The organism is Microbacterium galbinum, from assembly GCF_023091225.1.
GTDB lineage: Bacteria > Actinomycetota > Actinomycetes > Actinomycetales > Microbacteriaceae > Microbacterium > Microbacterium galbinum.
Genome location: NZ_JAHWXM010000002.1, coordinates 115505 through 137745, shown reverse-complemented (window position 1 = coordinate 137745; position 22241 = coordinate 115505). Strand labels below are relative to the sequence as shown.

18 protein-coding genes are annotated in these 22241 nt (G+C 68.2%); 17 read left to right on the top strand and 1 reads right to left on the bottom strand.

The features are described from left to right. Positions 1–23: 23 nt before the first annotated feature. The 9 genes from KZC52_RS17615 (at position 24) to KZC52_RS14685 (ending at position 11919) form a co-directional block, all read left to right on the top strand. Complete coding sequence (locus tag KZC52_RS17615; protein ID WP_247624892.1) at positions 24–1124, top strand: LacI family DNA-binding transcriptional regulator; 1101 nt, start codon at positions 24–26, stop codon at positions 1122–1124. Positions 1125–1224: 100 nt separating this feature from the next. Next, a complete protein-coding gene (locus tag KZC52_RS14720; RefSeq protein WP_247624891.1) occupies positions 1225–2889 on the top strand; it encodes an ABC transporter substrate-binding protein in 1665 nt (554 codons plus the stop codon). A gap of 55 nt (positions 2890–2944) precedes the next feature. Next, positions 2945–3925, top strand: coding sequence for an ABC transporter permease (locus KZC52_RS14715; RefSeq protein ID WP_247624890.1), 981 nt, complete (start codon positions 2945–2947; stop codon positions 3923–3925). Further along, positions 3922–4836, top strand: a complete 915-nt coding sequence (locus KZC52_RS14710; RefSeq protein WP_247624889.1) for an ABC transporter permease — start codon at positions 3922–3924, stop codon at positions 4834–4836. The genes KZC52_RS14715 and KZC52_RS14710 overlap by 4 nt, the downstream gene beginning before the upstream one ends. Positions 4837–4841: 5 nt before the next feature. Next, positions 4842–6557, top strand: coding sequence for an ABC transporter ATP-binding protein (locus tag KZC52_RS14705; RefSeq protein ID WP_247624888.1), 1716 nt, complete (start codon positions 4842–4844; stop codon positions 6555–6557). A gap of 33 nt (positions 6558–6590) precedes the next feature. Further along, positions 6591–7760 (top strand): glycoside hydrolase family 1 protein, encoded by a 1170-nt coding sequence (locus tag KZC52_RS14700; RefSeq protein ID WP_247624887.1) that lies wholly within the window; start codon positions 6591–6593, stop codon positions 7758–7760. A gap of 63 nt (positions 7761–7823) precedes the next feature. Continuing rightward, a complete protein-coding gene (locus KZC52_RS14695; RefSeq protein ID WP_372491591.1) occupies positions 7824–9401 on the top strand; it encodes a molybdopterin-dependent oxidoreductase in 1578 nt (525 codons plus the stop codon). 30 nt (positions 9402–9431) lie between these two features. After that, a complete protein-coding gene (gene metG / locus KZC52_RS14690) occupies positions 9432–11009 on the top strand; it encodes a methionine--tRNA ligase (protein WP_247624885.1) in 1578 nt (525 codons plus the stop codon). A 37-nt stretch (positions 11010–11046) separates the two neighbouring features. Then, positions 11047–11919: a TatD family hydrolase gene (locus KZC52_RS14685; protein WP_247624884.1), complete on the top strand. Its 873-nt coding sequence runs from the start codon at positions 11047–11049 to the stop codon at positions 11917–11919. On the opposite strand, the gene KZC52_RS14680 is transcribed toward KZC52_RS14685, so the two are convergent. Next, positions 11898–13181, bottom strand: coding sequence for an MFS transporter (locus KZC52_RS14680; protein ID WP_247624883.1), 1284 nt, complete (start codon positions 13179–13181; stop codon positions 11898–11900). The genes KZC52_RS14685 and KZC52_RS14680 overlap by 22 nt on opposite strands. Positions 13182–13236: 55 nt before the next feature. On the opposite strand from KZC52_RS14680, the gene rsmA reads away from it, so the two are divergent. The 8 genes from rsmA (at position 13237) to KZC52_RS14640 (ending at position 22174) form a co-directional block, all read left to right on the top strand. Beyond that, positions 13237–14097: a 16S rRNA (adenine(1518)-N(6)/adenine(1519)-N(6))-dimethyltransferase RsmA gene (rsmA, locus tag KZC52_RS14675; RefSeq protein WP_247624882.1), complete on the top strand. Its 861-nt coding sequence runs from the start codon at positions 13237–13239 to the stop codon at positions 14095–14097. Continuing rightward, positions 14094–15161 carry an L-glyceraldehyde 3-phosphate reductase gene (gene mgrA / locus KZC52_RS14670; protein ID WP_308194264.1) on the top strand — a complete coding sequence of 356 codons (1068 nt, stop codon included), beginning with the start codon at positions 14094–14096 and terminating at the stop codon, positions 15159–15161. The genes rsmA and mgrA overlap by 4 nt, the downstream gene beginning before the upstream one ends. A gap of 4 nt (positions 15162–15165) precedes the next feature. Next, positions 15166–16098: a 4-(cytidine 5'-diphospho)-2-C-methyl-D-erythritol kinase gene (locus KZC52_RS14665; RefSeq protein WP_247624881.1), complete on the top strand. Its 933-nt coding sequence runs from the start codon at positions 15166–15168 to the stop codon at positions 16096–16098. Between the two features lie 113 nt (positions 16099–16211). Continuing rightward, a complete protein-coding gene (locus KZC52_RS14660; protein WP_247624880.1) occupies positions 16212–17243 on the top strand; it encodes a LacI family DNA-binding transcriptional regulator in 1032 nt (343 codons plus the stop codon). 60 nt (positions 17244–17303) lie between these two features. After that, positions 17304–18917 carry a multiple monosaccharide ABC transporter ATP-binding protein gene (mmsA, locus tag KZC52_RS14655; RefSeq protein ID WP_443677134.1) on the top strand — a complete coding sequence of 538 codons (1614 nt, stop codon included), beginning with the start codon at positions 17304–17306 and terminating at the stop codon, positions 18915–18917. Next, positions 18914–20269: a multiple monosaccharide ABC transporter permease gene (gene mmsB, locus KZC52_RS14650; protein WP_247624879.1), complete on the top strand. Its 1356-nt coding sequence runs from the start codon at positions 18914–18916 to the stop codon at positions 20267–20269. Before mmsA ends, mmsB begins: the two co-directional genes overlap by 4 nt. A gap of 59 nt (positions 20270–20328) precedes the next feature. After that, the gene (locus tag KZC52_RS14645) at positions 20329–21450 is read left to right on the top strand and encodes a substrate-binding domain-containing protein (RefSeq protein WP_247624878.1); all 1122 of its coding nucleotides are present in this window, start codon (positions 20329–20331) and stop codon (positions 21448–21450) included. Positions 21451–21721: 271 nt separating this feature from the next. Next, on the top strand, positions 21722–22174 hold the full coding sequence (locus KZC52_RS14640; protein ID WP_247624877.1) for a hypothetical protein: 453 nt from the start codon (positions 21722–21724) through the stop codon (positions 22172–22174). The last annotated feature ends 67 nt before the right edge of the window (positions 22175–22241 follow it).

Here is a 22241-nt window from a genome sequence, read left to right as displayed (position 1 = left end):
ACCACCAGGACGGAGCATTCATCGTGAGCAGGTCCGTGACCGTCTACGACGTCGCCGCGCGCGCCGGAGTCTCGATCGCCACGGTCTCGCGGGTGCTGCGCTCGCCGGATGCCGTCCGTGCGGCCACGCGCGAGCGGGTGCGCGAGGCGGTCGCCGAACTCGGCTACGTGCCCAGCGGCAGCGCGCGCGGGCTCGCCGAGCGGCGCACGGGAGTGCTGGGGCTGTACTTCCCGGGGTTCGACGCGGCCGAGGAGGCCCCGCATCTCGACGTCTTCGTGGACGACCCGGCATCCGTCCCGCCGTTCACCCTGGCGCACGACGACGGGGAGGTGCATCCGACGTCGCTGTTCCTCGACGAGGTGCTGCGCGGGGCCGAGCTCGAGGCGTGGAAGCGCGGTTTCGTGCTCATGATCGGCGTCGGCCGCGACGACCCCGACCGCTCGACGGTGCGCGACATGGCGGGGCGTGTCGACGGCCTGGTCGTGCTCGCCCGGAGCGTGCCCGACGACGTGCTCGCCCGACTGTCGCGCCGCATCCCCGTGGTCGTGCTCTCCGGGCCACCCCGCGGAGACGACTACGACCACGTGACGGTGAGCAACAGCGAGGCGATGGCCGAGCTCACCCGGCACGTGCTCGCGCAGGTGCCGGAGGGGGCACGCGTGGCCTTCCTCGCCGGCCCCGAGGACTCGCCGGACGGCGGGCAGCGGTGGGAGGGCTTCTCGCAGGCCGTGCGCGCCGCGGGAATCGGAACGGATGCCGTGACCGTGGTACGGGGCGACTTCACCCGAGAGTCCGGGCGCCGAGCAACGGAGGGCCTGTTGGTCGGGGGAGCCCCCGACGCCCTCGTCGCGGCCAACGACCAGATGGCGCTCGGTGCGATCGACGTGCTCCGCGACGCCGGGTTGGGGGTGCCGGAGGACGTGCTCGTGACCGGGTTCGACGGCATCGAGGCGGCGGCGCTCTCGCGGCCCGCGGTGACCACGATCCGGCAGCCGATGATCGACCTCGGTCGCGCGGCGGTGCAGGTGCTCGCGCGTCGGTTGGAGCATCCGGATGCCCCGCCCGCCGTCGTGCGCCTGCCCCTGCAGATCCTGCTCCGGGAGAGCTCTCAGCGCCCGTCCTGAATTCGTCACCCCCCTTGCGCGATCGAAATGTATGCGCTTACAGTGGCTTCTCGAGGGGCCACCGGGTCCCTCCATGACGACGACGACATGAGGTGGACGCGTGGCGAAGACGCACATGCTCCGACGCTGGCGCAGGACGGCGGTGGTCGCGCTCGCGGCGGCGGCCGTGGCGCTGAGCGGATGCAGCATCCAGATCACATCCCAGCCCGATCCCACGATCGGCGACGACACGATGCTCATCAACGCCGACCACGGAAACCCGTTCTTCACCCGGAACTTCAACCCGTACCTGACGAACACGCGCACGGCGTCGCGCTGGATCTACGAACCGCTCATCCTGGTGAACCCGCTCGACGGCGAACTGAACCCGTGGCTGGCGACCGAGTGGTCGCAGCCCGACGCGAAGACGATCGTCATGACGATCCGCGACGGCGTCGAGTGGAGCGACGGCGAGCCGCTCACCCCGGATGACGTCGCGTTCACGTTCCAGCTGTTGAAGGACGAGCCCACGCTCGACATCAAGGGTGCCTGGCAGCACATCGAGAGCGTCGAGACGCAGGGGAACGACGTCGTCTTCCACCTGCTGAGCGAGGACGCCCCGTCGCTGTCGATCATCGGCCTCACGATGATCGTGCCCGAGCACCTCTGGGCCGACGTCGAGGACCCGGGCACCTATCGCAACGAGGAGCCGGTCGGCACCGGGCCCTTCGTGCTCGGCAACTACAACGACCAGCAGTACTCGATGGATCGCAACCCCGACTACTGGCAGGCCGACTCGATCGAGATCGAGCACATCGTCCTGCCCGCCACGAACAACCAGCTCGACACCGTCAGCCGCGGATACGACTGGGCGTACGCCTTCATCTCCGACGTGGAGGGCACGTGGGGCGCGGCGAGCGAGCACAACTCCTGGTGGTTCCCGCCGGGCGGGGTGATCGGGCTCATGCCGAACCTCGAGGTCGCGCCGTTCGGCGACGTGAACGTGCGGCGCGGCATCGCCCTCTCGCTCGACCGCGAGGAGATCGCCGAGACGGCATCCGAGGGGTACATGAAGCCCGCCGGCCAGACCGGCCTCATCCTGCCCAACCAGGAGAAGTACCTCGACCCGTCGATCCCCGACTCCGGCATGATCACGCAGGACACGGATGCCGCGCTCGCGGCGTTCGAGCAGGCCGGGTACACGCTCGACGGTGATCGTCTCGTCGGCCCCGACGGCGCGCAGCTCGAGTTCGCGCTCACGACCGCGAACGGCTTCACCGACTGGACCCGCGCGGCCCAGAGCGTGCAGAGCCAGCTCGCCGCGGTGGGCGTGAAGGTCACGCTGAAGCTACCGCAGCCGGCCGGGTACCAGAGCGCCATCAGCAACGGCGACTTCGAGATGGCGATCGGCGGCATGGGCAACGGTGACGCCTACCAGGCCTACAACAACCTGCTCTCGAGCGAGTTCTACGTGCCCTCCGGAGAGCCGACCGCGAACAACTTCGAGCGCTACCGCTCGGACGAGGCGGATGCCCTGCTGCTCGAGTACCGCGAGACGGTCGATCCCGACCGGCAGGCCGAGATCGTGCGCGAGCTGCAGAACCTCGTCTACGACGAGATGCCCGTGATCGGGCTCTACTACGGCGGCATCTGGGGTCTGTTCAGCGATGCGAAGTTCACCGGCTGGCCGAGCGCGGACGACCCGTACATGATCCCGCAGAACTACGACTCGGCGCCCCTCATGATCTTCACGAAGCTGAAGCCCGTGAAGGAGGGCGACCGATGATGCATCCGATGGTGGAGCTCTTCACGAAGCTGAAGCCCGTGAAGGAGGGCGACCGATGAAGTACCTCCTGCAGAAGCTCGGCCTGTTCGTGCTCACGCTGTGGGCCGCGATCACCCTGAACTTCTTCCTGCCGCGGCTCATGCCCGGCTCTCCCGCCGACGCGGCGATCGCGAAGCTCTCGCAGAACGGACCGGTGTCCGACGCGACCCGGGCCGCCATCGAAGCCCAACTCGGTGTGCCGGGCGGATCGCTGTGGGACCAGTACGTGGCCTACCTCGGTCAGGTCGCGACACTCGACTTCGGCGTCTCGTACACCTTCTATCCGCAGTCGGTGGCGAGCATGGTCTCGACCGCACTGCCGTACACGATCGGACTCGTCGGGATCGTCACGATCCTCGCGTTCGTGATCGGCACGCTCATCGGCGTCGCGGCGGCTTGGCGCCGCGGCACCTGGCTCGACTCCCTGCCGACGCTGACGGGCTCCTTCCTCAGCACGTTCCCGTACTTCTGGACGGCGCTGCTGCTGCTGTTCTTCCTCGGCTACGTGCTGCACTGGTTCCCGACGACCGGCGCCTACTCGGCGACGACGACCCCGGGGTTCACCCTCGAGTTCATCGGCGATCTCGCCCGGCACGCGGTGCTGCCCGCGCTGACGATCCTGCTCACATCGCTGGGCGGATGGATCATCGGCATGCGCAACGCCATGATCAACACGCTCGGCGAGGACTACATCACCTTCGCCGAGGCGAACGGGCTCCACGAGCGCACGATCGCCGTGCGCTACGCGGCGCGGAACGCGATCCTCCCCAACCTCACCGGTTTCGGGCTCACGCTCGGCGGCGTGGTGGGTGGGTCGATCCTCGTCGAGCAGGTGTTCGGCTATCCCGGCATCGGGTACCTGCTCTTCAACGCCGTGATCGGGCAGGACTACCCGCTCATGCAGGCGCTCTTCCTGATGATCACCGTGAGCGTGCTCATCGCCAACTTCCTCGTCGACATCCTGTACGGCGTGCTGGATCCAAGGACCCGCCGATGACTTCCACCATGAACGTCAAGATCCCCTCCGATCGCATCGCCCAGCCGAGCCGTTGGCGCTCGGTCGGCCGCATGGTCGGCACGCTGTGGTCGAACGGCAAGGCCCGCATCGGGCTGTGCCTGCTCGCCTTCTTCGTGCTGGTGGCCGTGTTCGCCCCGCTCCTGGCTCCCTACGGCGCGAAGGAGAACGGCTTCGAACGCAACGCGGATGCCTCGGCCGCGCACTGGCTGGGCACCACCGCGGCGGGAGAGGACGTGCTGAGTCAGCTCATCTACGGCGCACAGGTCAGTCTGCTGGTCGGCTTCGCCGCCGGCATCCTCTCGACCATCGTCGCCGTGCTGATCGGTCTCAGCTGGGGGTACATGCGCGGGTTCTCGGGCGAGGTCGTCGGCTTCGTCGTCAACCTGTTCCTGGTGATCCCCGGCCTGCCCCTCATGATCGTGATCGCCGCCTACTTGCAGAACGGCGGCATCCTGATGATCATCGCGGTGATCGTCATCACCGGCTGGGCGTGGGGAGCGCGCGTGCTGCGCAGCCAGACGCAGTCGCTGCGCGGCAACGACTTCGTGGCCTCGGCGCAGTTCTCTGGCGACAGCCCGGCACGCATCGTGTTCCGCGAGATCCTGCCGAACATGACGTCGATCATCGCCGGCACGCTCTTCGGGGCGGCCACGGCGGCGATCCTCGCGGAGGCGGGCCTGGAATTCCTCGGCCTCGGCGACTCGAGCATCGTCAGCTGGGGCACGATGCTCTACTGGGCGCAGAACTCCAACTCCCTGCTCACGGGCCAGTGGCTGCTGCTGTTCGCCCCCGGTCTGTGCATCGCGCTGCTGGCGCTGAGCCTCACACTCATCAACTTCGGCGTGGACGGCATCTCCAATCCGCGCCTGCGGGAAGGGAAGGGGCGATGACCGCCATGACCGTGTCAGAGACGACCGAGACCCCGATCCTTCTCGAGGTCGAGCAATTGTCGGTGGAGTATGCCTCTCCCGGCGCCGAACCGGTGCAGGCCGTGCACGACGTGTCGTTCACGCTGCGGCAGGGCGAGTTCGTGGGACTGGTCGGCGAGTCGGGGTCGGGCAAGTCGACGCTCGGCTTCGCGCTGACCCGGCTGCAGAAGCCCCCGGCGCGCATCAGCGGCGGACGGATCCTGTTCGACGGCAAGGACATCCGCGACCTCGACGCCGAGGGGCTGCGCCGCCAGCGTCAGGGCGGGTTCGCGATGGTGCTGCAGTCGGGCATGAATGCGCTGAACCCGGTGCGCACGGTCGGCCACCATTTCGCCGACATCTTCGCCGCTCACGGTCACGTGCCGCGCGACGACCGCGACGCCCGCGCCCGCGAGCTCGTCGCGAAGGTGGGGCTCGACCCGGCCGTGCTCGCGCGCTACCCGGGCGAGCTGTCCGGCGGCATGCGCCAGCGCGCCTCGATCGCCCTCGCCCTGTCGCTCGAGCCGCAGCTCATGGTGTTCGACGAGCCGACGACCGCGCTCGACGTGCTCGTGCAGCACGCCGTGATGGACACGATCCGAGACCTGCAGCGCGCCGAGGGGTTCACCGCGATCCTCATCAGCCACGACCTCGGCATCGTGCTCGAGGCCACCGACCGCGTGATGGTGATGCACGAAGGCCGCATCGTCGAAGATGCGGCGAGCGCCGACATCCTGCACTCCCCGCAGGACGAGTACACGCGCATGCTGCTCAGCCACTACGCCGATCCGCGTGCCGAGACCCTCTCGATCCCCGGGTTCGTGGATGCCGGCACCCGCCGGCGCGAGGGGCGCTCGCGCACCGATGTGACCGAGACGCTGCCGACGGTGTCGCAGCGCGAGACGCGGCGGGCGGACGCCGCGATCGTCGTCGACGGCGTGAGCAAGCGCTATCTCGCTCCGCGTCGCGGACAGGATGCCGTCACCGCGGTCGACGACGTGTCGTTCCGGCTGGAGCCGGGGGAGGCCCTGGCGCTCGTCGGCGCCTCGGGGTCGGGCAAATCCACGATCGCGAAGCTGCTCACCGGCATCGAGAAGCCGACCGCGGGCACGGTGCGCTTCGGCGAGACCGACGTCGCGTCGCTGAAGCGTCGGGGTCTGCGCGATCTGCGCAAGGACGTGCAGATGGTCTTCCAGGATCCGTACGCCGCGCTCAATCCGCTGCACACCGTCGAGTACGCGCTCAGCCGGCCGATCCGCAACTACACGCCGCTGCGCGGGGCGGAGGCGCGCGCCCGGGTGCTCGAACTGCTCGACACCGTCGGACTCACCCCCGTCGAGCAGTTCGCGGCGAAGCTGCCGCACCAGCTGTCGGGCGGTCAGCGTCAGCGCGTCGTGATCGCGCGGGCTCTGGCGAGCGACCCGCAGGTGCTGATCGCCGACGAGCCGGTGTCGATGCTCGACGTCTCGCTGCGGGCCGGTGTGCTCGCCCTGCTCGAGGATCTGCGCGAGCGCTGGGGCATCAGCATGCTCTACATCACGCACGATCTGCTCAGCGCCCGCCTCGTGACCGAGAACATCCTCGTGCTCAACCGCGGCCGCGTCGTAGAGCGCGGCGAGACCTCGCAGGTGCTGCAGCACCCCGAGGACCCCTACACGGTCGAGCTGCTCGATGCCGTCCCCAACCCCGCGCGTTCGCGCTGAGACCCCACAAGACCCCTCATGAAAGGAGCATCCGTGCTCGCATTCCCCGACGGCTTCCTCTGGGGCGCCGCGACCGCCGCCCACCAGGTCGAGGGCAACAACACGACCAGCAACTGGTGGCGCATGGAGCATGCGCCGGAATCGACGATGGTGGAGCCATCCGGAGACGCCGCCGACCACCTGCACCGCTATCCCGAGGACATGCGGCTGCTCGCCGATGCGGGGCTCAACTCGTACCGCTTCTCGCTGGAGTGGGCGCGGATCGAGCCGGAGCGCGGGTTCGTCTCGCGGGCGATGCTCGACCACTACCGGCGCATGATCGACACCGCTCGCGAGAACGGTCTCGATCCGACGGTCACGCTGATGCACTTCACGGTGCCCGAGTGGTTCCAGCGCGACGGCTTCTGGCGCGCGGATGACGCGGTCGACCTCTTCTCGCGCTACGTCGAGACCGTCCTGCCGATCCTCGACGGGGTGCGGTACGTGTGCACGATCAACGAGCCGAACATCGCGGCCATGCTCGCGGGCGGCGAGGACGCATCGAACCTCGTGGCCTACGGTCTGCCGAACCCCGATCTCGCGGTCGCCGACACCCTGCTCGACGCCCACCACCGCGCCTCCGAGATCGTGCACTCGGTGTCGGGCGCGCAGGCGGGGTGGACCATCGCCACCCAGGCGTTCCACTCGACCGGCGAGCCGGGCGCCGACGAGATGGTCGCGCAGTACGGCGATCCGCGTGACCACTGGTACCTCGAGCAGTCCGCGGGCGACGACTTCGTGGGCGTGCAGGCGTACACCCGCACCTTCATCGGTCCGGAGGGGCCGCTGCCGGTCTCGGCCGATGTCGAGACGACGCTCACCGGATGGGAGTTCTTCCCCGAGGCGTTGGAGTTGGGAGTGCGCAGCGCCTGGGAGCGCAGCGGTGGGGTGCCGGTGATCGTGACCGAGAACGGCATCGCGACCGCCGACGACACCCGCCGCATCGCCTACACGCAGGGGGCGCTGGAAGGGTTGCACCGGGCGATCTCCGACGGCATCGAGGTGCGCGGCTACCAGCACTGGAGCGCGCTCGACAACTACGAGTGGGCGAGCGGTTTCGCCCCGACGTTCGGGCTGATCGCCTTCGATCGCGAGACGTTCGCGCGCACACCGAAGCCCTCGCTCGCGTGGCTCGGAGAGGTCGCGCGGCGGAACGCTCTCTGAGAGCCGGCGCACGAGAGGCCGTCCGGTCGCCGGGCATGCGCGGCGGCGTACGATCAGGAGATGATGCAGACGCCGCAGACGCCGCCGCAGGCGCTCGGGGCTCCGAGCGATCGGGGCTCGGCGGAGCGCGTCCGGGCGGCGGCCGCCGGGCTCGCCGCCGCCACTCTCGGCGTGGGCGTCGCAGAACTCGTCGCCGCCCTCATCGCCCCGGAGGCGAGTCCGTTCGCGGTCATCGGCGGCGGGCTCATCGATCTCGCACCGGCCTGGGCGAAGGACACGGCGATCGCGCTCTTCGGAACTGCCGACAAGGTCGCCCTGCTGGTGGGCATCGGGGTGGTCCTCGCCGCGGTCGCAGCTCTGGCCGGCGTGGTCGAACGGCGCATCTCCGGCCTCGGGGCGACGATGTTCGGTGTTCTGGGCGCGGTGGCGGTGCTGGTGGCGTTGACGCGGGCGAACCCGGGCCCGTACGCGTGGGTGCCCGGGATCGTCGCGGGCGGGATCTCGGCGTTCGTCCTGCGGCTGCTGATCCGCCGACTCCGCCCGATCGTGGGCGTCGCGCCCGACCCCGACGATCGCCGCCGCTTCCTGCTGTGGACGGGCGGCGTCGCGGCCGCAGGCGTGATCTCCCTGCTCATCGGGAATGCGGCCCGCGGCGCCTCACGATCTCTCGAGGCGGTGCGGAAGGCGCTGACGCTGCCGAAGCCGACGACCGCGGCGGGGGCGGTGCCGAGCGGCGCCGAGCTCGATCTGCCGGGCCTCGCCCCCGTCGTCACGCCGACCGAGCAGTTCTACCGGATCGACACGGCCCTCGTGGTCCCGCGCGTGGACCCCGCCGACTGGTCGCTCCGCATCCACGGCATGGTCGATCGCGAGGTGGTGGTCACCTGGGACGAGTTGCTGTCGCTGCCGATGACCGAGTCCTACGTCACACTCTCGTGCGTGTCGAACGAGGTGGGCGGCTCGTTGATCGGCAACGCCCGCTGGCTCGGCTATCCGTTGCGCGAACTGCTCGCCCGCGCCGGGGTGCAGTCCGACGCCGACATGGTGCTCTCGACCTCGGCGGACGGGTTCACCGCCTCGTCCCCGATCGAGGCGCTCACCGACGATCGCGATGCGCTCCTGGCGATCGGGATGAACGGTGCCCCCTTGACCCTGGAGCACGGCTTCCCCGCGCGGATGGTGGTGCCGGGGCTCTACGGATACGTCTCGGCGACGAAGTGGGTCACCGAGCTCGAGGTCACGCGCTTCGACCGGGCGATGGGGTACTGGACCCCGCGCGGATGGTCCGACCACGGCCCGATCAAGCTGCAGTCGCGCATCGACGTGCCGCGCGGCGGACGGACGGTCGTTGCGGGGGAGACGATGATCGCGGGCATGGCCTGGTTTCCGCACACGGGCGTCGCGGGCGTCGAGGTGCGCGTCGACGGCGGGTCGTGGCAGGCTGCCGACCTCGCGACCGGGATCTCCGACGACACCTGGGTGCAGTGGAGCATGCCATGGTCGGCGCAGGTCGGTGAGCACAGCATCGAGTGCCGGGCGATCGGTGCCGACGGCGACACGCAGACCGAGCAGCGCGCGGCCCCCGCACCCGACGGCGCCCAGGGCTGGCACCGCATCGACGTGACGGTCGGACCGGCGTAACGTCGCCCTGCGGGCACCTAGAATTGCTCCATGCCCGCAGGCGAATCGTTCTACATCACCACGCCCATCTACTACCCCTCCGACGTGCCCCACATCGGCCACGGGTACACCTCGGTGGCGGTCGACACGCTCGCGCGCTGGCACCGCCAGGCGGGCGACGACACCTGGATGCTGACGGGCACCGATGAGCACGGCCAGAAGATGCTGCGCGCGGCGGCGGCGAACAACGTCACCCCGCAGGAGTGGGTCGACAAGCTCGTCACCGAGGCGTGGTTCCCGTTGCTGAAGACCCTCGATGTCGCCAACGACGACTTCATCCGCACGACGCAGGAGCGTCATGAGGAGCGCGTGAAGAAGTTCGTGCAGGCGATCTACGACCGCGGCTACATCTACGCCGGCGAGTACGAGGCGCTCTACTGCGTGGGCTGCGAGGAGTTCAAGCCCGAGTCCGAGATCCTCGACGGCACCGGTCCCTTCGAGGGACTGAAGGTCTGTGCGATCCACTCCAAGCCCCTCGAGCTGCTGCAGGAGAAGAACTACTTCTTCAAGCTCAGCGAGTTCCAGGACCGTCTGCTCGAGCTCTACAAGGAGCAGACCGACTTCATCCGCCCAGAGTCGGCGCGCAACGAGGTCGTCTCGTTCGTGCGCCAGGGTCTCAAGGACCTCTCGATCTCGCGGTCGGCGTTCGACTGGGGCATCGAGGTGCCGTGGGACGACGCGCACGTCATCTACGTGTGGGTCGACGCACTGCTCAACTACGCGACCGCGGTCGGCTACGGCGACGACGACGCGAACTTCGATCGGCGCTGGCCGGCCTACCACGTGGTCGGCAAGGACATCCTGCGCTTCCACGCGGTCATCTGGCCGGCGATGCTGATGGCCGCGGGCGTCGATGTGCCCAAGGGCGTGTTCGCGCACGGCTGGCTGCTGGTCGGCGGCGAGAAGATGTCGAAGTCGAAGCTCACCGGCATCGCGCCGACCGAGATCACCGATGTCTTCGGCTCCGACGCGTACCGCTTCTACTTCCTGTCGGCGATCGCCTTCGGTCAGGACGGCTCGTTCTCGTGGGAGGACCTCGCGGCGCGCTACCAGGCCGAGCTCGCGAACGGCTTCGGCAACCTCGCCTCGCGCACGACCGCGATGATCGAGAAGTACTTCGAGGGGATCGTGCCGCCCGCGGGCGAGTACACCGAGAAGGACCTCGCGATCCAGCAGATCGTGGCGGATGCCGCGACGAAGGCGGATGCCGCGATCGAGCAGTTCCGCATCGACGAGGCGATCTCGTCGATCTGGAAGATCGTCGACGCGCTCAACGGCTACATCACCGAGAGCGAGCCGTGGGCGCTGGCCCGTGACGAGGCGCAGCGCGAGCGGCTCGGCACCGTGCTGTACACGTGCGCCGAGGGACTGCGCGCGCTCGCCGTGCTGCTGTCGCCGGTGATGCCGCAGTCCACCGAGAAGCTCTGGGAGGCGCTCGGCGCCGGAGACGACCTGGGCCGCCTGCAGGATCAGCCGATCCGCGAGGCGGGCGCCTGGGGTGCGCTGAAGCCGGGCACGAGCGTCAACGGTCTCGCGCCGCTGTTTCCGCGCGTGGAGACGACCGCCTGAGAATCGACGACCGCCTGAACAGGAGGGGCGCGCGAGCATGACGTACGTGCAGCAGCGAAGCAACGACGGGCGCAAGGATCTGCGGTATCCGGCGGCTCCCGAGCCGCTCGCGGTGCCCGTGTACGACAACCACGCGCACCTCGACATCGTCGACGGCGATGAGCCGCTGACGCTCGGCGAGCAGCTCGATCGCGCGCAGGCGGTCGGGATCGCCGGCGTCGTGCAGTCCTCGGGAGATATCGAGTCGTCGCGCTGGGCGGTCGATGCCGCGGCATCCGATCCCCGTGTGCTCGCCGCGGTCGCGATCCACCCGAACGACGCGCCCACCTACGCCGACGAGGGGCGCCTCGACGAGGCCATCGCGGTGATCGACGAGCTCGCCGCGCACCCGCGCACGCGGGCCGTCGGCGAGACCGGCCTCGACTTCTTCCGCACCGAGCCCGAACGCCGGGGCCCGCAGCACGCCTCGTTCGAGGCGCACATCGCGATCGCGAAGAAGCACGGCATCGCGATGCAGATCCACGATCGCGATGCGCACGATGCGGTGCTCGAGACGCTGACGCGGGTCGGCGCGCCCGAGACGACGGTGTTCCACTGCTTCTCGGGCGATGACGCGATGGCCCGCGTCTGCGCCGACGCCGGGTACTACCTGTCGTTCGCCGGCAACGTGACGTTCAAGAACGCACAGAACCTGCGCGATGCGTTGAAGGTCACGCCCCTCGACCGCATCCTGGTCGAGACGGATGCCCCCTTCCTCACTCCCGTGCCGCTGCGCGGACGGCCGAACGCGCCGTACCTCGTGCCGATCACGGTGCGCTTCATGGCCGCCGAACTCGATCTCGAGGTCGACGAGCTCTGTGCGCGGATCGCCGCGAACACGCAGCGGGTCTACGGCTCGTTCGAGGGCTGAGCCGGGTCGTCCTGTGAGACTGGCCTTGCCTGAACGATCGCGCTGATCGGTTTCCAAACGAACAGCAGGGTCAGCGCCGCTCCGGCGAAGGCGAACCACCACGGAGCCGTGAGGCCCCAGATCTCGGCGATCACGCCGCCGAGGGCCTGGCCGATCACCATGCCCCCGAACACGCCGACCATGTTCACCGAGGCGACGCGGCCCTGCAGTTCGGCGGGCACGAGCCGCTGGCGCACGGTGGTCGAGATCGTGCCCCAGACGAAGGCGTAGGCGCCGAAGAAGAACATGATCACGAGCGCCACCCACCCCACGGTGGTGAGTGCGAAGGCCAGGTGCATGAGCACCTCGAGGGTCAGCACGATGCGCATGAGGCTCGCGAACGAGATGTGCCGCTCCAGCCACCCGAAGCTCAGCGTCGCGAGAATGCCGCCGACGGCCGAGGCCGTGGTGAGCGCTCCGTAGCCCACCGCTCCCATGTGCAGGTGCTCGGTCGCGTAGAGCACGAGCACACCCCAGGGCGCGGCCCAGGTGACGTTGAAGAGCAGGATGATGAGCACCAGCATCCGCACCGGAGGGTTGCGCCACAGCCACCGCAGACCCTCGGCAATGTCGGTGTGCACGGGAGGGTGCGCGGAGCCGCCGCCGTCGGCGCTCTCACGCGGGGGCACCGGGGTTCGGGCCAGGCGCGAGATCAGCACGACGGCTGCGAGCACGCAGACGATCTCGACGAGGAACGGCCAGGCGCTGCCTGCCGCGAAGAGGAAGGCGCCGAGCGGCGGGCCGGCGAACTGGTTGGCCACGAGATAGCCCGCCTGCAGCCGTGCGTTGCCGATGCCGAGATCGGCGGGCTGCACCAGCATCGGCAGCAGCGTGCTGCCCGCGGTGTCGACGAAGACCTCGGCCGTGCCGTAGAGGAAGGCCACCGCCAGCACGATCCAGATGTTGGCGGTACCGGTCACGAGGAAGACGCACAACGCGGCGAGGACGACGGCGCGGGCGGCGTTGGCGAGCATCACCAGTCGCCGCCGGTCGAAGCGGTCGGCGATCGCTCCCGCGTGCAGGCCGAAGAGCAGCCACGGGAGGAACTGCAGGATGGCGCCGGCCGCGACGAGGATCGGCGACGAGGTCATCGAGGCGATCAGCAGGGGAGCGGCCGCGAGAGCGACGCCGTCGCCGACGTTGCTGGTCCACGACGATGCCAGCAGCCACCGGAAATCGCGCCCCATGCGGCGCGGGGCGATGAGTTCTCCGAGGGTGGGCACCACCCGAGAGTACTGGGAGCCGGGGACATCGTCCGCCGTAGGGGAGAATGGAGCAATGACCGTCACCCTGCTCGGCGCCACCGAGATCCGCCGCCTCGCCGCCGAGCTCGACGTCACCCCCACCAAGAAGCTCGGCCAGAACTTCGTGGTCGACGCCAACACGGTGCGCAAGATCGTGCACGCCGCGCGCGTGCAGCCGGGGGAGCGGGTCGTCGAGGTCGGACCCGGCCTCGGGTCGTTGACGCTCGCGATCCTCGAAGCGGGGGCGAAGGTCACCGCCGTCGAGATCGATCACCGGCTCGCCGCCCGCCTGCCGCAGACCGCCGCGGAGCGCGGCGTTCCCGAGGGCATGCTGACCGTCGTGGATGCCGATGCCCTGCGCATCACCGAGCTGCCGGGAGAGCCGACGGTGCTCGTCGCCAACCTCCCGTACAACGTCTCGGTGCCGGTGCTGCTGCACTTCCTCGAGAACTTCGCCTACCTGCAGCGCGGCGTCGTGATGGTGCAGGCCGAGGTCGCCGAGCGTCTCGCCGCGAAGCCGGGGTCGAAGATCTACGGTTCTCCGAGCGTGAAGGCCGCCTGGTACGGCGAGTGGAAGCTCAGCGGAAACGTCTCGCGCCAGGTCTTCTGGCCGGTGCCCAACGTCGACAGCCTGCTGGTCGGCTTCGACCGGTCCGAGGGCGAGCGGGGGAGCGAGGACGAGCGCCGCCGCACGTTCCAGATCGTGGATGCCGCGTTCAACCAGCGCCGCAAGATGCTGCGCCAGGCGCTGTCGGGGATCTTCGGCAGCTCGGCCGCGGCATCCGAGGTCCTGACCGCCGCCGGTGTCGCGCCGACCGCCCGGGGCGAGGATCTTACGGTCGATGACTACCAGAGGATCGCCGCGCAGGCCGCAACGACTAATCTGGCACCGTGACCGACTCGCCCCGCTTCAGCCCGAACGTCCCCGAACTGCACCGCCCGTACGCCGCCGCCGACGGCCGCTACAGCGAGTTCGCTTATCGCCAGGTCGGCTCGTCCGGCCTGTACCTTCCGCCGATCTCGCTCGGCCTGTGGTGGAACTTCGGCGACAACATCCCGCTCGACAACCAGCGCGCACTGCTGCGCCACGCGTTCGACCGCGGCATCACGCACTTCGACCTCGCCAACAACTACGGCCCGCCCTACGGCTCGGCCGAGAAGAACTTCGGTCGCATCTTCGCCGAGGACTTCCGCCCGTACCGCGACGAGCTCATCATCTCGTCGAAGGCCGGGTGGGACATGTGGCCCGGGCCCTACGGAGACTTCGCGAGCCGCAAGTACATCCTCGCGAGCGCCGAGCAGTCGCTCACGCGCATGGGCCTCGACTACGTCGACATCTTCTACTCGCACCGCGTCGACCCGGTCACCCCGATCACCGAGACCGTCGCAGCGCTGGACACCCTTGTCCGCCAGGGCAAGGCGCTCTACGTGGGCATCTCCTCGTACAGCGCCGAGCGCACGGCCGAGGCCGTCGCCGTCGCGAAGGAACTGGGCACCCCGCTCGTCATCCACCAGCCCGCGTACTCGATCCTCAACCGCTGGGTCGAGGACGGCCTCGACGACACCCTCACGCAGAACGGCCTCGGTGCGATCGCGTTCACCCCACTCGCCCAGGGCCTGCTCACCGACAAGTACCTCGGCGACGGCACGGCCGATCGCGCGCAGAAGCGCGGCTCGCTGCCCGAGGGGCGTCTGAGCGACGAGGCCGTGCAGACCCTGCGCGACCTGAACGAGGTGGCGAAGGAACGCGGACAGTCGCTCGCCCAGCTCGCCCTGCAGTGGACGCTGCGCAACCCGGTCGTCGCCTCGGCGCTGATCGGCGCCTCGCGCGTCTCGCAGCTCGACGAGAACATCGCCGCGGTGAACGGTCCGGAGTTCACCTCCGAGCAGCTCGCCCGCATCGACTCCCTCTCGGGCAAGGTCGACGTCAACCTGTGGGCGAAGTCCTCGGAGCTGTGAGCCGATGAGCTCTGCCGCGTCCGTCGATCGGGTGCACGTCCGCGCCCCGGGGAAGATCAACGTCTTCCTCGGGGTCGGCGGGCGCCACGACGACGGGTATCACGCCCTCGCGACCGTCTTCCAGGCGGTGTCGCTGTACGAGGACGTGATCGCACGGGCGGCGGACGACTTTTCGGTGACGGTTCGAGGAGCGGTGGACGCGGATGCCGTTCCGCTCGACGACCGCAACCTCGCGATGCGTGCGGCGAAGCTGCTCGCCGCCGCCGCCGACTACCACGGGGGAGTGGCGCTCGAGATCCGCAAGAGCGTGCCCGTCGCCGGCGGCATGGGCGGGGGATCGGCGGATGCCGCAGCCGCCCTCGTGGCGTGCGATGCACTGTGGGGCACCGGGTTCTCGCCCGCGCGGCTGCACGAGTTGGCTGCGCGGCTCGGGGCCGACGTGCCCTTCGCCCTGCACGGGGGCACCGCCGTCGGCACGGGGCGCGGCGATCAGCTCAACCCCGCGCTCGCCCGCGGCCGGTTCGACTGGGTGCTGGTCACCAGCGACGAAGGCCTCTCGACCCCCGCCGTGTACGAGCAGCTCGACCTGCTCCGCGAGGAGGAGGGGGCGCTCGCCGACGATCCGCCGTCGAGCCTCGACGTGCCGATCCCCGTGCTGCAGGCGCTCCGGTCGGGCGATGCGGTGCAGCTGGCGGCGAGCCTGCACAACGATCTGCAGGCGGCCGCGGTGCACCGGCGTCCCGACCTCGAGGAGACGATCCGGCGCGGCATCCGCGCGGGTGCGCTCCACGGCATCGTGTCGGGCTCCGGACCCACGGTCGCCCTCCTGTGCGGTGATCCGGAGTCCGCGCAGGCGGTGCAGACCGCGCTGCAGCAGGCGGGTCGGGAAGCGCTCCACGTGCACGGCCCCGTGCCGGGCGCGCGCATCCTGGTCTGACCCGATTCCCGACCCGCGCTCCGTTCCCGCGCTAGGCGCTTTCGTGCGCTCAGGGTCATAATGTACGTACGATGTGACCGTGCACATAAGGGTGCACATGCAAGGAGGCCGTGATGTCCACTGCCTCCGAGCGCGCCCGGATGCCCAGCATCCGCGATGTCGCCCGTCTCGCCGGGGTCTCGCATCAGACCGTCTCCCGCGTGCTCAACGATCATCCGAGCATCCGCCCCGAGACGAAGGCGAAGGTGCTCGACGCGATCTCGGTGCTCGACTACCGCCCGAATCTCGCCGCCCGTGCGCTCGTCACGAGCAGATCGAACATGCTCGGCGTGCTCTCGGCCACGATCGGGGAGTTCGGGCCGACCTCGTCGATCGCGAGCATCGAGGATGCCGCTCGCGAGGAGGGGTACTCGGTCTCGACGCTCAACCTCGCGGCGACCACGCCGGAGGCGATCGGCAGCGCCGTGCGCCAGCTCGCACGCGAACAGGTCGACGGAATCGTGGTGCTCGCTCCTCAGGTGCGCGTGTTCCACGTGCTGCGGGGGATGGCGGTCGACTTCCCGTTCGTGACGCTGCAGACCGCGTCGGGGTCGGACGGGGTGAGTCTGTCGGCGGATCAGGTCGCTGGGGCGCGAGCCGCGACCGAGCATCTCATCCGCCTCGGGCACAGCGACATCCTGCATCTGGCCGGCCCGCAGGACTGGATCGAGGCGGAGTCGCGTATGCGCGGATACCTCGACGGCCTGCGCGAGGCCGATCTGCCGACCTTCCCGCCGATCCGCGGCGACTGGACCGCGGACTTCGGCTACTTCGCCGGGCAGGAACTGTCGCGCCGGCGCGACTTCACGGCGGTGTTCGCGGCGAACGACCTCATGGCGATCGGGCTCATGCACGGGTTCCGCGATGCCGGGGTGCGCGTACCCGACGACATCAGCGTCGTCGGATTCGACGACGTACCGGTGGCCGCGCACGTGGCACCGACCCTCACCACGGTGCACCAGGACTTCCCCGAACTGGGCCGTCGCGCGGTGAAGATCCTGCTCGCGCAGATCCGCGGGGAGCAGGCTCCGGAGTTCGGTCCGATCCAGACCACGGTGCGCGATCGCGAGTCCGCGGGGCCCCACGCGCCGCGCAGGTCACGGTAGCGACACGAAAATCCGCGCCGGACTTGACAGGCCCGGTGCGCCGGAGTTGTATGTACCAATGTGAACGGTCACATCGAAGGTGACCGCACGTCGCGAGGAAGATCCGTGAGCACCACAGCAACGTTGCCTACCGTGTCTGGCCCGATCCTGGAGATGAAGAACATCACCAAGGAGTTCCCGGGGGTCAAGGCTCTCGCCGACGTCTCGATCACTGTCCGCGCCGGCGAGATCCATGCGATCTGCGGCGAGAACGGTGCCGGGAAGTCGACGCTCATGAAGGTGCTGTCGGGGGTGTACCCGTACGGCACCTACGACGGAGAGATCCTGCTCTACGGCGAAGAGCAGCGCTACAAGGACATCGCGGCGAGCGAAGCCGCCGGCATCGCCATCATCCACCAGGAGCTCGCGCTCATCCCCGAGCTCTCGGTCACCGAGAACATCTTCCTCGGCAACGAGATCCGCCGCTTCGGCACGATCGACTGGCAGGCGCAGACGAAGCGCGCCACCGAGCTGCTCGCCCGCGTGGGTCTCAATGAAGACCCCGACGTGCAGATCAAGACCCTCGGCGTCGGCAAGCAGCAGCTCATCGAGATCGCCAAGGCGCTCAACAAGGACGTCAAGCTGCTCATCCTCGACGAGCCGACCGCCGCGCTCAATGAGAACGACTCGCAGCACCTGCTCGACCTGATCCTCGGCCTCAAGGCCAAGGGCATCGCGTCGATCATGATCAGCCACAAGCTCAACGAGATCGAGCAGATCGCCGACGAGATCACGATCATCCGCGACGGCCGCACGGTCGAGACCCTCGACATCTCGCGCGGCGAGATCAACGAGGATCGCATCATCCGCGGCATGGTCGGTCGCTCGCTCGAGAGCCGCTACCCCGACCGCACCCCCGAGATCGGCGAGGTGTTCTTCGAGGTCAAGGACTGGTGGGTGCAGCATCCGACCGTCTCCGAGCGCATGGTCGTCAAGGGTTCCAGCCTCAACGTGCGCCGTGGTGAGGTCGTCGGCATCGCCGGACTCATGGGCGCCGGACGCACCGAGTTCGCGATGAGCATGTTCGGACGCTCCTACGGCACGTTCCTCGGCGGCACCATGGTCAAGGACGGGCAGGAGATCTCCCTGCCCGACGTCGCCTCGGCGATCAAGCACGGCCTCGCCTACGTGAGCGAGGACCGCAAGGTGCTGGGCCTCAACCTGCTCGACACGATCAAGCGATCGGTCGTCGCCGCCAAGCTCTCGAAGATCACCAAGCGCGGCGTCGTCGACGACCGTGCGGAGTTCGCGGTCGCCGACCAGTACCGCAAGGCGCTGCGCATCAAGACCCCCTCGGTCGAGGAGGGCGTCGGCAAGCTGTCGGGCGGCAACCAGCAGAAGGTCGTCCTCGCGAAGTGGATGTTCACCGACCCCGACCTGCTGATCCTCGACGAGCCCACCCGCGGCATCGACGTCGGCGCGAAGTACGAGATCTACGCGATCATCAACGAGCTCGCGGCGCAGGGCAAGGGCGTGATCGTGATCTCCAGCGAGTTGCCCGAGCTGCTCGGCATCTCCGACCGCATCTACACCGTCTTCGAAGGTCGGGTCACCGACTGCATCCCGGCCGACCAGGCGACACCCGAGGCCCTCATGCGCAGCATGACCTCCGCTACCCAGAAAGCATCCGCATGACCACCGAGACCACGACCGCGAAGCGCGGGTTCCACTTCAAGGACATCACCAAGATGTTCGGCGGCGGCGGCACCTCGACGCTGCGCCAGTTCGGAATCCTCGGCAGCCTGATCGTCATCATCGTGCTGTTCGAGATCCTGACGCTCATCCGCAACGGGCCCAACGGCGCGACGCTGACCTCGGGCAACCTGATCAACGTCATCAACCAGTACTCGTTCATCCTGATCCTGGCGATCGGCATGGTGATGGTCATCATCATGGGACACATCGACCTCTCGGTCGGATCCGTGGCGGCCTTCACCGGGATCATCGTGGCGAAGGCCATGCAGGACTGGAGCCTTCCCTGGCCGCTCGCGATCCTGCTCGGCCTGGCCGTGGGTGCCGCGGTCGGCGCCTGGCAGGGTTTGTGGGTGGCGTACGTCGGAGTTCCCGCGTTCATCGTGACGCTCGCGGGCATGCTGCTCTTCCGCGGCTGGCAGCAGGTCATCGGCGACTCACAGACGATCCCCGTCCCCAAGGGGTTCCAGGTCATCGGTACCGGCTATCTGCCGGAGATCGGATTGCCTCTGCCGTTCAACATCCCGACGATGCTCCTCGCTCTCGTGGCAGTGGCCTGGCTGGTCTTCTTCGAGATCCGCACCCGTCGCGTGCAGCACAAGATGGGATCGGAGAGCGCCCCCCTCTGGGTGAGCATCACCAAGGTCGTGCTCCTTTCGCTCGTCGTGCTCGTCGCGGCCTGGATGTTCGCGACCGGTCGTCCGGGCACGAGCTTCCCGGTTCCGGGTCTGATCCTCCTCGCCCTCGTCATCCTCTACACCTTCATCACGAGCAAGACGGTCTTCGGTCGTCACATCTACGCCGTCGGTGGCAACCGCCAGGCCGCGCGCCTGTCGGGCGTCAAGGACCGCTGGGTCGACTTCTTCGTCATGATGAACATGTCGATGCTCGCGGCACTCGCCGGAATGATCTTCGTCGCCCGTTCGCAGGCCTCCGGCCCGAACGACGGCACCGGCTGGGAGCTCGACGCGATCGCCTCGGTCTTCATCGGTGGCGCGGCCGTCGCCGGTGGTATCGGTACCGTGATCGGATCGATCATCGGTGGACTCGTGATGGCGTTCCTCAACAACGGCCTCGCCCTCCTCGGACAGGGGTCGGACGTCGTCGCCATGGTCAAGGGAATCGTGCTGCTCCTCGCCGTCGGCATCGACGTCTGGAACAAGCAGCAGGGACGCCCGTCGCTCATCGGTTTCATGACGCGCCGCTTCGGCCGTCAGGTGGATCCCGCCACAGAGACCTTCGAGCCCAACAAGACCTACCAAGCCCCACCCGTCGACAAGACGAGCGGAAAGTAGGGGTCCGATCGCGTGGCCCACGCGCGTTCAGACCTTCACACACCAGAGAAAGAGATCACATGAAGAAGATCCTTGTTTCGGCGACAGCGCTTGTCGTCGCGGGCGCCTTCGCCCTCACCGGCTGCTCATCGGAGCGCGGCGGTGACACCGGATCCGGCAGCGGCGAAGAGGCCACCAGCGGCTTCGAAGCGGGTTCGACGATCGGTGTCGCACTCCCCGACAAGACGTCGGAGAACTGGGTGCTCGCCGGCAAGCTGTTCACCGACGGACTCGAAGCCGCGGGTTTCAAGGCCGACGTGCAGTACGCGCCGTCGAGCAACACGGTCGCAGAACAGCAGAACCAGATCCAGGCCATGGTGCAGAACGGTGCCAAGGTCGTCATCATCGGCGCGAACGATGGCAAGCAGCTGGCCACCCAGGTGCAGGCGGCCAAGGATGCCGGTGCGTACGTGATCGCGTACGACCGTCTCATCGAGAACACCGAGGCTGTCGACTACTACGTCGCTTTCGACAACTTCAAGGTCGGCCAGCTGCAGGGGCAGGCGCTCCTGGACGGTCTCGAGGCGAACGCGGGCCACGAAGCTCCGTACAACATCGAGCTCTTCTCCGGCGCGGCGACGGACGCCAACTCGTCCGTCTTCTTCGACGGCGCGATGGATGTGCTTCAGCCGAAGATCGACGACGGCACGCTGAAGGTCGTCTCCGGTCAGACGGAAATCGCCCAGACGGCGACGGAGGGATGGCTCCCGGAGAACGCCCAGAACCGCATGGACACGATCCTGACCGGTTCGTACAGCGGTGACACCGTCATCGACGGCGTCCTCTCGCCCAACGACACGCTCGCACGCGCCATCATCACCTCGGTGCAGCAGGCCGGCAAGCCGGTTCCGGTCGTCACGGGTCAGGACTCCGAGGTCGAGTCCGTCAAGTCGATCATGGAGGGTGTGCAGTACTCCACGATCAACAAGGACACGACTCTCCTGGTGGCGCAGGCCATCAAGATGGTCGAGCAGCTCCAGAAGGGCGAGGAGGTCGACGTCAACGACACCGAGTCCTACGACAACGGCGCCAAGATCGTCGACTCGTACCTGCTTGACCCGGTGATCGTCACCAAGGACAACGCCGCCGAGGCCTACGCCAACGTTCCGAGCCTGCTCGAGATCGTGAAGTCGTACCAGTAAGCGTTCTCCGAATTCGCCAACGAGCCGTCCACCCCTCGGGTGGGCGGCTCGTTGGCGTGAGGACCGCGCTGCGAATATGGAGGAAACTCACCGCCGGAGGAGCTGTGTCCTCATGCGTGGGTGCGGTGTCGGTGTACAAGGTGATATTTTCCGCCGATGAATTTATCCACAAATTCGATGGGTTGACAAAGGGTGTACGGGTTGGAAATCTACCGAGGGTGAACCGCCGCGAAGACGGTGATCCGCACAAAGAGGTGAGATCGGAGGAATCATGAAGAAGAAATCATTGATTGGCTGGGGGGCCGCCGTCGTCGTCGCATTGTCGACCTTGGTCGCGCCGAGCGCCGCCAGCGCGCAGAGTGAACCGACCGCTGTTCAGTCCCCTACATCCGCTGCCGTTCAGCCCGCGTCAACGGGTGAATACGAGTACATCTGTCTCGGCACTGACGGGTCGTCGTATTCCATGGCGAGTGGGGCGCCGCTCAGCGATTGCAAGGGGTCCTACCTCCAGAAATACATCAATGGACAGCAGGTAGATAGCATCAGCCTTTCCGGAAATGGTGAGGTGGCAAGCGTGCCTGCAGATAAAGTTCAGTGTGTTATCTGGCTCGGAAAGACTGCAGGTGGAATGGTGCTCGGCATCGTTGTCATGGGGGCTGGGCCATTCACGCTGGCCGGTTTCTTGTCCAAGGTTGCTCTGGGGGCCCCCAATTGCACCGCCTGATCATATGATTCATCGATGACACATTAGCGTTATCGAGACGTACACAACCGCCCGGGTCATCCGACCC

What these genes read in the sequence shown, in the direction of transcription:
- rsmA (WP_247624882.1), top strand. Translation starts at nt 13,237, where the DNA reads ATGACCGTCACCCTGCTCGGCGCCACCGAGATCCGCCGCCTCGCCGCC.
- KZC52_RS14705 (WP_247624888.1), top strand. Translation starts at nt 4,842, where the DNA reads ATGACCGTGTCAGAGACGACCGAGACCCCGATCCTTCTCGAGGTCGAG.
- KZC52_RS14645 (WP_247624878.1), top strand. Translation starts at nt 20,329, where the DNA reads ATGAAGAAGATCCTTGTTTCGGCGACAGCGCTTGTCGTCGCGGGCGCC.
- mmsB (WP_247624879.1), top strand. Translation starts at nt 18,914, where the DNA reads ATGACCACCGAGACCACGACCGCGAAGCGCGGGTTCCACTTCAAGGAC.
- KZC52_RS14665 (WP_247624881.1), top strand. Translation starts at nt 15,166, where the DNA reads ATGAGCTCTGCCGCGTCCGTCGATCGGGTGCACGTCCGCGCCCCGGGG.
- KZC52_RS14685 (WP_247624884.1), top strand. Translation starts at nt 11,047, where the DNA reads ATGACGTACGTGCAGCAGCGAAGCAACGACGGGCGCAAGGATCTGCGG.
- KZC52_RS14710 (WP_247624889.1), top strand. Translation starts at nt 3,922, where the DNA reads ATGACTTCCACCATGAACGTCAAGATCCCCTCCGATCGCATCGCCCAG.
- KZC52_RS14640 (WP_247624877.1), top strand. Translation starts at nt 21,722, where the DNA reads ATGAAGAAGAAATCATTGATTGGCTGGGGGGCCGCCGTCGTCGTCGCA.
- KZC52_RS14715 (WP_247624890.1), top strand. Translation starts at nt 2,945, where the DNA reads ATGAAGTACCTCCTGCAGAAGCTCGGCCTGTTCGTGCTCACGCTGTGG.
- metG (WP_247624885.1), top strand. Translation starts at nt 9,432, where the DNA reads ATGCCCGCAGGCGAATCGTTCTACATCACCACGCCCATCTACTACCCC.
- KZC52_RS14660 (WP_247624880.1), top strand. Translation starts at nt 16,212, where the DNA reads ATGTCCACTGCCTCCGAGCGCGCCCGGATGCCCAGCATCCGCGATGTC.
- KZC52_RS14695 (WP_372491591.1), top strand. Translation starts at nt 7,824, where the DNA reads ATGCAGACGCCGCAGACGCCGCCGCAGGCGCTCGGGGCTCCGAGCGAT.